The following is an 11,842-nucleotide window of genomic DNA, read 5'->3' as shown; positions in this document are numbered from 1 at the left end:
GTGTTCGCGGCGAGCCACAGTTTGACGCTGCGAAACCCGAGGGTGTCGAATGAGACTGGCCGTTGGTCGATCTCGGCGACCATGGTGACACGCAATGCTTCCAGGCGCTCGATCTCGTGTGAGATGTCGAGAGTGGACTGCAACATCTGCGCCTCGGGGAGACGGCGCGCGTCGTCGGCGTTCAGCGATAGCGCTGCGCTTGGTTCGATGATTCCCCCCGGATCCATGCCTCGAGTTTAGTTCGAACTAGTGTTCGAGTCAATGGGGTTCTCGTGCGTCAACGTGAAGGGGCTTCTGTGCGACCGGCAATCTACGGCACTATCGGGCTTCTGACTGGAGTCCTCGCCGTCATTCCGTTTCGGGGAGCTCGTGAATCGCTGCCCGATTTCGCGATGCGCTGCTACTGCTTGCCGTTTGCGCTGGCGGTGATCGCAGCTATCGCGCTGGGTGAGTTACGGGAGCGCTCCGAGAAGAGCATGTACTTGGCATGGCTGTGCTCCTCCTTGGTGGACTCGTGCAGATGCGCTACTTCCTGTATGCCCCGACGTACCTGTTTGCGGCGGTCGGAACCGTCAGCGCGGGATGCCTCTCCGATAGGTCCGGCTAGGTTGTCGGAATGGGGGATCAGAGGGCTGCTGATGTGAAGCGGGCGGGTTTCAACAGAAAATACAACCCTCCGGGCCCGATCGTCGCGATCCTGACGGCTCTTCCCGTCGGTCTCCTGTTCTGCCTCCACTACGGTCTGTGGCCGTCCCGATTCGGCAGCTTCCAATGGGCCGAGCCATTCCTCTTCTTCGCCGGCGCGCTGCTGGCGCTCGGTGTATTGGGGCTGGTGTGGGCGATCCGCACGCTGATCTTCGTCGTCGAAGAACGTCGATGGTCGTGGTGGATCCTCCTGGCTCCGCTGATCGTGCTGGGCGCCGTCGTTCTCGGTGCTGCCGTGCCGCCGACACCGTTCGACGAGATGCGTCCGGAGTTCGAGCAGGTGGCGCGGGAGCTCCTTGCGAGCCCGGGTTCCGATCGCGCCCGGGAGAACGTCGAGATCGGCCGGTTCGACATCTCCCGGGTGTTCGAGGGCCGTGACAGCGAGGTCTACTTCCGGGAAGAGCCTTGGCTCGGCTTCGGGACCAGCACCGGATGGGTGTACTCACCCAACGGAGAACCCTCGGGGTTCGACGACTTCTCGTCCACCGACCTCGGCGGGCCCTGGTACGAGTACAAGTCGGTCTGGCGAGACTGAGCAGAGAGATTCGGTGCGCAGGAATTCGGTCGAACGACCAAGGGGACGTGCCTAGTACGAGACCGGCCTCGTATGTTGATGCCTCACGGAGAGTGCGCTCACAGGCCATAGGATCGGCGTATGGCTCTCGGTGCTGAACTCGTCGCGCGCATCGAACGTGCGGTGGCCACGTATGGTTCCGGTCGGCCCATCCCCTCCGACGAACTCCGCAGCGGACTGGGCGCTCTGGGCCTGGCCCCGGACGTGGACTACGAGGAGTTCGTCGGCCGTTGGGGCGGCTGTTTCGTGGGTGTGCCCGTTCACGCGTGGGACAACGCGTCGATCCTCGGTCGTGAGAGCAGTATCGAGCTGACCGCCTGGGCTCGTGAGGCCTACGGAACCCTTGTCGACGGTGTCGTCATCGCCGACGACGGATCGGGCAATCCGATCTGGATCGCCGCCGACGGACGCGTTCGCCTCGCCGATCACGACAATGGCGGCGAAACAGTAGAACTCGCTCCCGATTTCAGAACTCTCCTCGCAGACAGCGTCCACGCCTGACACGCGTCACCGGTCAGAACTGCGCCGGCGACGGCATCGGATACTCCTGGCCTTCGAGCCGGAAGTCGGCGAAATCGAAGCCCGGTACGACGACGCAGCTCACCAGTCCAGCCTCGTCGCCCACCGGCCGCGCCCGCTGCCAGTGACACGGTGGCACGACGACCTGGGGGCTATGGCCGGCTTCGACGTCCGGTCCGACGATGAAGGTCGAGACGGTGCCCGGAGCGTCGCCGTCGCCGGCGATCTCGAGCAGGATGGGGCTGCCGCGATGGTGGAACCAGATCTCGCTGCCACGCACCGCGTGCCACGCCGACTGCTGCCCGGCTTCGAGCAGGAACAGGATCGAGGTCCCGGCCGCACGCGCGCCCCCGAACATGTTGGGCAGTGCGACGCCGGGCAATTCGATGTCACTGCGCCAGGTCTCGCGATACCAGCCGCCTTCGGGATGCGGCGCCAGATCGAGGGGGCGGGCCCACTCCGGGAAATCGGTCACCAGACCATGATGAACCCAATGTCGGCGTATCGCTAACGCAAGAGGGATGTCGGTGGTGGAATGTGCGACATGACCCCTCCGAGTGGTGATTCGGCAGTCAGCGTGGAGTCGGCCGTCAAGGCGTTCGTTTACGGTTTCGCCCCGGTGTTCAATCTGTCGCAGGTCCAGCGATTCGTCACGACGGGCGTCGGGGCGAATGCGGCGGCACCGTTCAATTCCTTCAGTCATGCAGCGAATCTGGCCGGGCCGGAAGATACGTTCGTGTCGATCAACAACGACACGGTGTACTCGATGGCGCAGTTGGACCTGAGCGTCGGGCCCCTGCTGCTGTCCGTTCCCGACACATCGGACGCCTACTTCGTTCTGCAGTTCGTCGACGCCTGGACCAACAACTTCGCGTACATCGGTAAGCGCGCAACCGGCACGTTCGCCGGGATCTACGTGCTGGTGCCGCCCGGATGGCCGGGCGAGTTGCCGCCGGACGCGACCGCGGTCCACTGCTCGACCACCATCGTCTCGATCGTCGGGCGCTGGGCCTGCGACGGTGTCGACGACCTGCCGCGGGTGCAGAAGTTGCAGGACCAGACTGTGCTGACACCGCTCGGCATCAGCGATCCGGAGGGGCTTCCCGAGCCGGATCCCGCAGTGCCCGAGGATCTTCTGTTCTGGGAACAGCTGCGGATCTACTTGCAGGCATTCCCGCCGGCGCCGCGGGATGTCGCGCTGCAGCAGGCGTTCGCCCCGCTGGGCCTGCTCGAATCAGGGAAGTCGCCGTACGCGAACGCGGATCCCGATCTCGCGAAGATCCTTGTGGAGGGTGCGGCGCAGGGGAGGGCCGCAGTGGAGGAGGCGCTGAAGTCCGGAGCGGACTCTGCAGTGGTGAACGGCTGGCACCAGGCGTTCCACATCTTCGACTACAACGACGACTTTTTCGAGATCGGCACGATCGACAGTCCGGAGTGGCGAATATCGGACCGCGCCAAAGCAATCGGTGTGCGTGCCGCCGCGGCGATGGGTGGGCTCTGGGGCAACCACGGCTACGAGGCCGCGTACAGTCAGATCTACACCGACTCCGACGGTGACCAGTTGAGCGGCGACCACTCGTACACGATCACGTTCGCGCCCACACCGCCCGTCGACGCATTCTGGTCGATCACGATGTACAGCATGCCGCACTTCTATCTGGTGTCGAACCCGATCGGGCGGTACTCGATCGGAGATCGCACACCCGGACTCGTCTACAGCGACGACGGTTCACTCACGCTGACCCTGAGCGCCACCGAGCCGTCGGATCCGGCGACTCGAGCCAACTGGCTGCCGACACCGACCGGAGCGTTCCGGCCGTTGCTGCGCATGTACATTCCCGATCAGGCGGTGCTCGACGGCAGCTACGAAATGCCGCCGATCATCAAGTCCGACGGCTGAACCCCGCCCCTCACCGATTCAGGAACTGCGTCAACTCCCGTGCGGCGGCGCGTCCCGCTCGGTTGGCGCCCACCGTCGACGCCGATGGTCCGTAGCCCACGAGATGCACACGCGGGTCGGCGGCCACCTGCGTTGCGAGTCGGCCCGTCATGGTGATGCCCCCTCCGGCGCCGCGCAGCCGGAGCGGTGCCAGATGGTCGAGGGACGAGCGAAATCCGGTGCACCACAGGATGACGTCCGCAGTCTGCTCGGAGCCGTCAGCCCACCGGACGCCGGTCTCGGTGATCTCGGAGAACATCGGCAACCGGTGCAGGACACCACGTTCCCGCGCGGCCCGGATCGCCGGCGTGACCGGCAAACCGGTCACCGACACCACCGAGCCGGGTGGCAGCCCGCGTCGGACCCGGTCCTCGACGATTGCGACGGCGTCCCGTCCCACATCGGGGGTGAACGGCTTCTCCCGGAACTGCGGCTCGCGGCGGGTCACCCACGTGGTGCTCGTGACGCAGGAGATCTCGTCGAGCAACTGCACCGCCGAGATCCCGCCGCCGACGACGATCACGTGCTCGTCTTCGAATTCCTGCGCGGTGCGGTAGTCGCGGGTGTGCAGCTGTCGCCCGGCAAACCGCTCGGCGCCGGGGACGGACGGGACGAACGGGCGTTCCCAGGTTCCGGTCGCGTTGACCAGTCCTCGTGCCAGGAACGTCCCCTCGGAGGTCTCGACGGCCAGTCGTTCGGCGCGATCGCCCACCATCGATACGTGCACCGGGCGGTGAACCGGCAGGTCGAAGCGCTTCTCGTAGAGCCCGTAATAGTGCGGCACGGCATCGGCCGCCCGCACCGCATCCACGCCCGGGCCGAGTGTCTCGGCGAATGGCATACCCGGGAGGTCGTGGACGCCGTTGACGGTCTGCAGCGTGAGCGACGGCCACCGGAACTGCCACGCCCCGCCGGGGCCGGGTGCGTGGTCGAGCACCACGAAGTCGGACTCGGGATCCAGACCGTGGCGGCGCAAGTGGTACGCGGTGGACAGCCCGGCCTGCCCCGCGCCGATCACGACCACCTCGAGCTCGGTGTCCATGCCGCTCCGATCTGTATAGCCTGAATCTGCCGCAACGCTGCCGACGTATCGGTTGTTCCATCGAACTAGGCGTGTCTGTGGATGCTCCGTCACAGGTACTGTTCGGAGCGCACCCGCGGGGACCCGTCAACGGGACGGGCCCGCACCCGAGAAAGCGAGTGGAGCCACATGATCGGGACCAGCCGTGACGGCCATGTCGTCACCCTCGAGTTGCAGCGCCCGGAGCGCCGCAACGCCCTCAACACCGAATTGTGCATCGCGTTGCGTGAGGCGCTCGAGAAGGCGGTCGCGGACGAGGCCCGTGTGATCGTGCTGACCGGTCAGGGCACCGCGTTCTGCGCAGGTGCCGACTTGTCCGGGGACGTCTACGCCGAAGGCTTCACCGACCACCTCCTGGGGATGCTGCAAACGATCGATTCGATCCCGGTTCCCGTCATCGCTGCGATCAACGGGCCCGCGATCGGCGCCGGTACCCAGTTGGCGCTCGCGTCGGACCTTCGCGTCGTCGCGCCCGAGGCGCGGTTCGGGGTTCCTGCGGCGAAACTCGGCATCACCGTGGACAAGTGGACGGTGCGCCGACTGGTGGCGCTCGTCGGTGGCGGACCGGCGCGAACGATGCTGCTCGGCGCCGAGACCATCTCGGCCGAAGAGGCATTTGCGCGCGGGCTGGCCAACAAGTTCGGTGACCTCGTGACTGCGCAGGAATGGGCGCGCGCCATCTCGGAACTCGCACCGCTGTCGTTGCGCCATCTCAAGCTGGTCTTCAACGACGACGGCACGCGCGAGGCGCAGACGGAGGAACAACTCGCCGCGCTCTACGCGGCGTGGGGCAGCGACGACGCACAGGAGGCGCGGGCGGCCCGCATGGAAAAGCGCGCACCGGACTTCCGGGGCCGGTAGGTGGACAGGTCGACAGGAAGAGGACCGATGATGATCGGCAGGGGAGTGCTCGTTGCGGCGGCGGCCGCCGGTGCAGGCTGGGTGGCACGCGCCGCCTGGGGGACGCTGCCCGCACTCGGCGCGTCGCGTGCGGCGATCGAGCCCTACGCGGAATCGTCACCGCGCTACCGGGACAGCCGTTTCCATAATTCAGACCCCAGTTCGTCGCTGCCCGCAGGGTCCCAGTCGGGGCTCGCGAAGGCCCTCATCACCCGTGGGAGCATCGGGCGTCCGCGGCGGACGATTCCGCTCGCCACCCCGTTGGCTCCAGCCGAGGCAGGGGATCTGGCGACGACGTGGTTCGGGCACTCGAGTGTGCTGATCGAGATCGACGGCCGCCGGGTGCTGGTGGATCCTGTCTGGAGCGAGCGGGTCTCGCCTTCCGCCGTCGTGGGGCCGGCTCGGATGCACCCTGTGCCGCTGGCGTTGGCCGACCTGCCGCCCATCGACGCGGTCGTCATCTCGCACGACCACTACGACCACCTCGATCAGGCGACCGTCGCCGGGCTCACGCGCACTCAGGACGCCGTCTTCGTGGTGCCGATCGGGGTCGGGGCACACCTGCGACGATGGAACGTGCCCGACGACCGCATCGTCGAACTGGATTGGGACGAGGCGGCCGACGTGAACGGGGTGACCCTCACGTGCACCGAGGCCCGGCACTTCTCTGGCCGCGGGTTGGCCCGCGACACCACGCTGTGGGCGTCGTGGGTGATCGCCGGACCGCGGCACAGGGTGTTCTTCGGCGGTGACTCCGGCTACACGCCGCGCTTCGCGGATCTCGGTCGCCGGTACGGTCCGTTCGACGTCACGCTGCTACCGGTGGGCGCGTACGACGAGCGCTGGCCCGACATCCACATGAACCCCGAGGAAGCGGTTCGCACCCATCTCGACATCGGTGGCGCGCTCCTGATCCCGATCCACTGGGCCACGTTCAACCTGGCGTTCCACCCGTGGGGCGAGCCGATCACCCGGCTGTCCGACGCCGCCGCGGACGCGGGGGTCGCGATGACGGTGCCGATGATCGGTCAACGGGTGGACGCGCTCCGTCCGCTGGACCGAAAGTCCTGGTGGGAAGACCTGGGTTGAACTGCGCCGCAGGTGATCTCACCTTCGGATCAGTGCCGTCACCAGTGCGCGGATGCCGCGCACTCCGCGACCGTTGCAGATGTCGACGAAGGCCGCTGCCGCGTCGGGGGTGACCGCGCCCTGCGTGAGCATCGGCAGCATCCGCGGCGGTAACTCCTGAAGCGACCGCTCGAACAGCAACGACAACGGATCGTCGTCGTCCGTCGTCGGTGCCATTGCGGCAACCCTGCGTCGCAGGAACGACGTCAGCAGCGTCGCCGCGGGGTGCCGGATGTCTGCGACGGGTGTGTCGACGGTGTAGTGACCCGGCGCATCGACGACGTTGTCGGGCAGCGTCTTTCCGTACAGCTCCGCGAAGGCTGAACGTTCGAACACGGGCGAACCGTGGTAGGCGAGCGGCCCCGGATCGAAGCCGGACCGATCCGATTCCAGGGCCACCGTCGCCGACGCCCGGAGGTCGCGCGACGACGCCCCGACCCGAATCTCGAAGTCGCCCGATTCGATCGCCCAATCGCCGATCGTGGTGTCCCAGAACGCGAATGCGCGCCGGTCCACCTGGATCGTGACGCGGCGCGATTCCCCGGCCACGAGAAACACCTTCGCGAAGCCGGCGAGTTCCTGCTCGGGCCGAAACACGGTGGACTCGACGTCGCGCACGTACACCTGCACCACCTCGCTGCCCGGACGGTCACCGGTGTTGGTGATGCGTACCGCGACGTCGAAGCGTTTTTCGGTGTCGTCGGCAGTGCTGTCGAACACCTCGGTGATCTCGAGTTCCGACCACACGAACGAGGTGTAGCTCAGCCCGTGACCGAACGGGTACCGGACATCCAGCTCGGCGGCGTCGTAGTACCGATAGCCGACATAGATGCTCTCGCGGTACTCGAGCGTCGCCGGGCCGGTCGGCCATACGTGCACCGGATTGTCGGCAGTGCGCAGCGGAAACGTCTCCGCGAGCCGTCCGCCCGGTTCGGCGTCGCCGGTGAGAATGCGGGAGATCGCGCTGCCCGCGGCCTGTCCGCCGAGATAGCACTCGACGATCGCCGCGACGTCGTCGTGCCACGGCATCAGCACCGGCGCGCCGTTCGCGAGCACCACCACCACGCGCGGGCACACCGCGGTAACCGCGGCGATCAGCGCGTCGTGGCCGTCCGGCAGGTTCAGGCTCGCGCGGTCGACGCCCTCGGTCTCGTAGCTGTCGGGCAGCCCCGCGAACACCACCGCGACGTCGGCCTCTCGGGCGATCGCGCGCGCCTGCTCGAGCAGCGCCGCATCGGTCCGCCCCGAGCCGCGGTGGTAGCCGGGCGCGTACACCAACCGTTCGGCCCCGACCCGGTCGATCAGGTCCGTCCACGCGTCGTCGAGGCGATGCGGGTTGATACCCGAACTGCCCGCACCCTGATAGCGGGGCTGTTTCGCGAACTCTCCGATCACCGCGACTCGCGCCGACGCCGCGAGCGGCAGGACACCGTCGTTTTTCAGAAGCACCGTGCCGGCCTCGGCCGCACGCCGTGCAAGCGTGTGATGCGCGGCCTCGTCGTATCCGGGATCGGCCGCCCGCGCCGGCTCTGTTCGCTCGACCAGGTGTGTGACTGCGTCGGCGGCGCGCTCGATCGCGACCGCCGACAGCTCACCGGTCTCGACCGCAGCCAACACGGACTCGTCGCCGCGTCCGCCGTAGCCGGGCATCTCGAGATCCAGTCCGGCTGCCAGACATGAGGACCGCCGGGTGACCGCACCCCAGTCGGAGACGACCAGGCCGTCGAATCCCCACTGCTCGCGCAGGACGCCGGTGAGCAGCCACCGGTTCTCGGTGCAGTGGATGCCGTTCACCCGGTTGTACGCGGCCATCACGGTCGCCGGCCGGGCGTCGGTGACGGCGTGTTCGAAACTCGCGAGGTAGATCTCCCGCAGCGCGCGGTCGTCGACGAGCGCGTCGATGCTGTAGCGGCGGAACTCCTGGTTGTTGACCGCGAAGTGCTTGAGCGACGCCCCGACACCGGTGGCCTGCACGCCACGGATCCAGGCCGCCGCGATCCGCGACGACAGGAACGGGTCTTCCGAGAAGTATTCGAAGTTCCGTCCGCAGAGCGCGCTGCGCTTGATGTTCGCGCCAGGCCCGAGCAGGACGCTCACGCCCTCGGTGCGGGCCTCGGTGCCCAGCGCGACACCCACTTCCTCGAGTAGCTCGGCGTCCCAGGTCGCCGCGAGCGCCGATGCCGTGGGGAAGCAGGTCGAAGGGACGGACTCCGGGGAGTAGCCCGATTCGGTCCGCTGCTTGCGGACGCCGTGGGGGCCGTCGGTGAGCGTGACGGACGGCAGCCCGGCTCCCGGCGAGGCCTGCGTGTGCCAGAAGTCGGCACCGGACGTGAGTGACACCTGCTCGCGCATCGTCATGCGACCAGCATGCCCGGGACGCGGCCGCACCGCGGACCTTCTGACGTGTGATCGGACAGTTGGAATAGCCTTCGTGTCATGGCAACGGACGACCCGGTCGAAGGCGGCGCTGTAGGCACCCTGGATACCGATCCTCGACACATCGAGAACGGCCTCACCGCCGACGAGGTGGCGCAGCGCGTAGCGAACGGGCAGACCAACGATGTTCCCGACCGGGCGAGTCGCTCGGTCAAGGACATCATCCGGGGAAACGTGTTCACCCGGATCAACGCGATTCTCGGTGTGCTGCTGATCATCGTGTTGTCGACGGGGTCGATCGTCGACGGGATGTTCGGCCTGCTGATCGTCGCGAACAGCGGGATCGGCATCTTCCAGGAGATCCGCGCCAAACGAACACTCGATCAGCTGGCAATCGTCAGTCAGGCCAAGCCGGTGGTCCGACGCGACGGCGCGGCGGCCCCCGTCGCGCCCAAGGACGTGGTGCTCGACGACATCATCGAGCTCGGACCGGGCGACCAGATCGTGGTCGACGGCGTGGTCGTCGAGGCGTCTGCGCTCGAGGTGGACGAGTCGCTGCTCACCGGCGAGGCCGACGCCGTGCACAAGGCGGCCGGTGGCCAGGTGCTCTCGGGCAGCTACGTCGTCGCCGGCAGCGGTGCCTACCGCGCCACCAAGGTGGGCCGCGAGGCGTACGCCGCCAAGCTCGCCGAGGAGGCCAGCAAGTTCACGCTGGTGCACTCCGAACTGCGCTCCGGCATCGACAAGATCCTCCGGTTCATCACCTACCTGATGATCCCGGCGGGTCTGCTCATCATCTACAACCAGCTGTTCTCGAGCGGTCAGGCACTCGGCCCCGCCCTCAACGGCATGGTGGCCGCGCTGGTGCCGATGGTCCCCGAGGGCCTCGTGCTGATGACTTCGATCGCTTTCGCGGTCGGCGTCGTGCGACTCGGCCGGCGCCAGTGCCTCGTGCAGGAATTGCCCGCGATCGAGGGACTGGCCCGCGTCGACGTCGTGTGCGCCGACAAGACCGGCACCCTCACCGAGAACGGCATGAAGCTCGCCGAACTGCGCACCGCCAAGGAGGACGACGCGCAGGCCACGCGCGCGCTCGCCGCGATGGCCGCCGACGATCCGCGCCCCAACGCCAGCATGCTCGCGATCCGCGAGGCCCTCACCGACGATCCCGGGTGGGAGCCCACCGCGGTGGCGCCGTTCTCGTCGGCCAAGAAGTGGAGCGGCCAGTCCTACGGCAACAACGGCAACTGGCTGCTCGGTGCCCCCGACGTCCTGCTCGACCCGGACAGCGACATGGCGCGGCAGGCCGAAGAGGTGGGTGCGCAGGGGCTGCGGGTGCTGCTGCTCGGCAGCAGTGACCGGTCGGTCGACGCCCCCGACGCCCCCGGCGTGGTGACCGCGCGGGCGCTGGTGATCCTCGACCAGAAGGTGCGGCCCGACGCCCGCGAGACCCTCGAGTACTTCGCGAGCCAGAAGGTGGACGTCAAGGTCATCTCGGGCGACAACGCGGTTTCGGTGGGCGCCGTCGCGACATCGCTCGGACTGCCCGGCGGCGATCACGCGATCGACGCGCGCAAGCTCCCGGAGGATTCCGAGAAGCTCGCCGACACCCTCGACGAGTCCACCACGTTCGGCCGCGTCCGCCCGGATCAGAAGCGGGCCATGGTCGCCGCGCTGCAGTCCCGCGGACACACCGTCGCGATGACCGGCGACGGCGTCAACGACGTCCTCGCGCTCAAGGACGCCGACATCGGAGTCGCGATGGGCTCGGGCAGCCCGGCGACACGTGCGGTGGCACAGATCGTCCTGCTCGACAACAAGTTCGCGACGCTGCCGTACGTCGTCGGCGAGGGCCGCCGGGTCATCGGCAACATCGAGCGGGTCTCGAATCTGTTCCTGACCAAGACCGTGTACTCGGTGCTGCTGGCGTTCCTCATCGGGGTCTCGGGCGTGGCCGCGCAGATCTTCGGATTCGATCCGCTGCCGTACCCGTTCCTGCCGCGGCACGTGACGATCGCAGCATGGTTCACGATCGGCGTCCCGGCGTTCATCCTGTCGCTCGCCCCGAACAACGAGAGGGCACGAACCGGTTTCGTTGCACGGGTCATGCGGTTGGCGATCCCGTCGGGCGTCATCATCGGTGTCGCGACCTACGTCTCGTACCTCCTGGCGTACGCGGGCCCGGATGCCACGGCGGCGCAGGTGGAGCAGGCCGGAACGACGGCCCTGATCACGCTCATCATGATCGCGCTGTGGGTGCTCGCGGTGGTCGCCCGCCCGTACACGTGGTGGAAGATCGTGCTGCTCGTGGGTTCGGTCCTCGGCTACGTCATCCTGTTCGGCTTCTCGTTCACCCGTGAGTTCTTCAAACTCGACCCGTCGAACGTCGGCGCGACGACCGCGGCGCTCGTGATCGGCCTGGTGGGTGTCGTCCTGGTCGAGATCGCGTGGTGGGTGACCGGACGGATCCACGGCGAACATCGCCGTCTGTTCGCGTCGAGTGACGACCTGCCCGGGGTGCACTGACACCGGAAGACAGAGTGCCACTCGACAGGTGCATGGACACCTGTCGGGTGGTACCTTCCCAACGACCGACCACCCGTCGGCTCGATGGGGGACT

9 protein-coding genes and 1 pseudogene are annotated in these 11,842 nt (G+C 67.5%); 6 read left to right on the top strand and 4 right to left on the bottom strand.

Annotated elements, in window-relative coordinates:
* Positions 1-227 (bottom strand): annotated as a pseudogene (locus tag C8K36_RS25145) (HNH endonuclease); the annotation flags it as partial.
* Positions 228-616: 389 nt separating this feature from the next.
* Between C8K36_RS25145 and C8K36_RS09960 the strand changes: the two are divergent.
* Both C8K36_RS09960 and C8K36_RS09955 read left to right on the top strand, forming a co-directional pair.
* The gene (locus C8K36_RS09960) at positions 617-1,240 is read left to right on the top strand and encodes a DUF1109 domain-containing protein (RefSeq protein ID WP_107984290.1); all 624 of its coding nucleotides are present in this window, start codon (positions 617-619) and stop codon (positions 1,238-1,240) included.
* A gap of 120 nt (positions 1,241-1,360) precedes the next feature.
* Positions 1,361-1,780 carry an SMI1/KNR4 family protein gene (locus C8K36_RS09955; protein WP_107984289.1) on the top strand — a complete coding sequence of 140 codons (420 nt, stop codon included), beginning with the start codon at positions 1,361-1,363 and terminating at the stop codon, positions 1,778-1,780.
* Positions 1,781-1,793: 13 nt separating this feature from the next.
* Here the strand turns inward: C8K36_RS09955 and C8K36_RS09950 are convergent, their stop codons facing one another.
* Positions 1,794-2,273, bottom strand: coding sequence for a cupin domain-containing protein (locus C8K36_RS09950; protein WP_107984288.1), 480 nt, complete (start codon positions 2,271-2,273; stop codon positions 1,794-1,796).
* Positions 2,274-2,342: 69 nt separating this feature from the next.
* Between C8K36_RS09950 and C8K36_RS09945 the strand changes: the two genes are divergently transcribed.
* Positions 2,343-3,698, top strand: coding sequence for a DUF1254 domain-containing protein (locus tag C8K36_RS09945; protein WP_107984287.1), 1,356 nt, complete (start codon positions 2,343-2,345; stop codon positions 3,696-3,698).
* A gap of 10 nt (positions 3,699-3,708) precedes the next feature.
* Here C8K36_RS09945 and C8K36_RS09940 read toward each other — a convergent pair whose 3' ends face one another.
* The gene (locus C8K36_RS09940; protein ID WP_107984286.1) at positions 3,709-4,779 is read right to left on the bottom strand and encodes an NAD(P)-binding domain-containing protein; all 1,071 of its coding nucleotides are present in this window, start codon (positions 4,777-4,779) and stop codon (positions 3,709-3,711) included.
* Positions 4,780-4,947: 168 nt separating this feature from the next.
* Here C8K36_RS09940 and C8K36_RS09935 point away from each other — a divergent pair, with 168 nt between their 5' ends.
* Positions 4,948-5,679: an enoyl-CoA hydratase gene (locus C8K36_RS09935; RefSeq protein WP_107984285.1), complete on the top strand. Its 732-nt coding sequence runs from the start codon at positions 4,948-4,950 to the stop codon at positions 5,677-5,679.
* A 27-nt stretch (positions 5,680-5,706) separates the two neighbouring features.
* Entirely contained in the window at positions 5,707-6,807 is a 1,101-nt protein-coding gene (locus C8K36_RS09930; RefSeq protein WP_107984284.1) for an MBL fold metallo-hydrolase, read from the top strand.
* Positions 6,808-6,825: 18 nt separating this feature from the next.
* Here the strand turns inward: C8K36_RS09930 and C8K36_RS09925 are convergent, their stop codons facing one another.
* The gene (locus C8K36_RS09925; protein ID WP_107984283.1) at positions 6,826-9,204 is read right to left on the bottom strand and encodes a glycoside hydrolase family 3 C-terminal domain-containing protein; all 2,379 of its coding nucleotides are present in this window, start codon (positions 9,202-9,204) and stop codon (positions 6,826-6,828) included.
* A 78-nt stretch (positions 9,205-9,282) separates the two neighbouring features.
* On the opposite strand from C8K36_RS09925, the gene C8K36_RS09920 reads away from it, so the two are divergent.
* Entirely contained in the window at positions 9,283-11,748 is a 2,466-nt protein-coding gene (locus C8K36_RS09920) for an HAD-IC family P-type ATPase (protein ID WP_107984282.1), read from the top strand.
* Positions 11,749-11,842 lie beyond the last annotated feature (94 nt).

This window comes from Rhodococcus sp. OK519, from assembly GCF_003051005.1.
In the GTDB taxonomy this organism is placed as follows: Bacteria; Actinomycetota; Actinomycetes; order Mycobacteriales; family Mycobacteriaceae; genus Prescottella.
The sequence above is the reverse complement of the archived record's forward strand: the minus strand, read 5'-3'. Positions and strand labels throughout refer to the sequence as shown.

What these genes read in the sequence shown, in the direction of transcription:
- C8K36_RS09960 (WP_107984290.1), top strand. Translation starts at nt 617, where the DNA reads ATGGGGGATCAGAGGGCTGCTGATGTGAAGCGGGCGGGTTTCAACAGA.
- C8K36_RS09955 (WP_107984289.1), top strand. Translation starts at nt 1,361, where the DNA reads ATGGCTCTCGGTGCTGAACTCGTCGCGCGCATCGAACGTGCGGTGGCC.
- C8K36_RS09945 (WP_107984287.1), top strand. Translation starts at nt 2,343, where the DNA reads ATGACCCCTCCGAGTGGTGATTCGGCAGTCAGCGTGGAGTCGGCCGTC.
- C8K36_RS09940 (WP_107984286.1), bottom strand. Translation starts at nt 4,779, where the DNA reads ATGGACACCGAGCTCGAGGTGGTCGTGATCGGCGCGGGGCAGGCCGGG.
- C8K36_RS09935 (WP_107984285.1), top strand. Translation starts at nt 4,948, where the DNA reads ATGATCGGGACCAGCCGTGACGGCCATGTCGTCACCCTCGAGTTGCAG.
- C8K36_RS09930 (WP_107984284.1), top strand. Translation starts at nt 5,707, where the DNA reads ATGATGATCGGCAGGGGAGTGCTCGTTGCGGCGGCGGCCGCCGGTGCA.
- C8K36_RS09925 (WP_107984283.1), bottom strand. Translation starts at nt 9,204, where the DNA reads ATGACGATGCGCGAGCAGGTGTCACTCACGTCCGGTGCCGACTTCTGG.
- C8K36_RS09920 (WP_107984282.1), top strand. Translation starts at nt 9,283, where the DNA reads ATGGCAACGGACGACCCGGTCGAAGGCGGCGCTGTAGGCACCCTGGAT.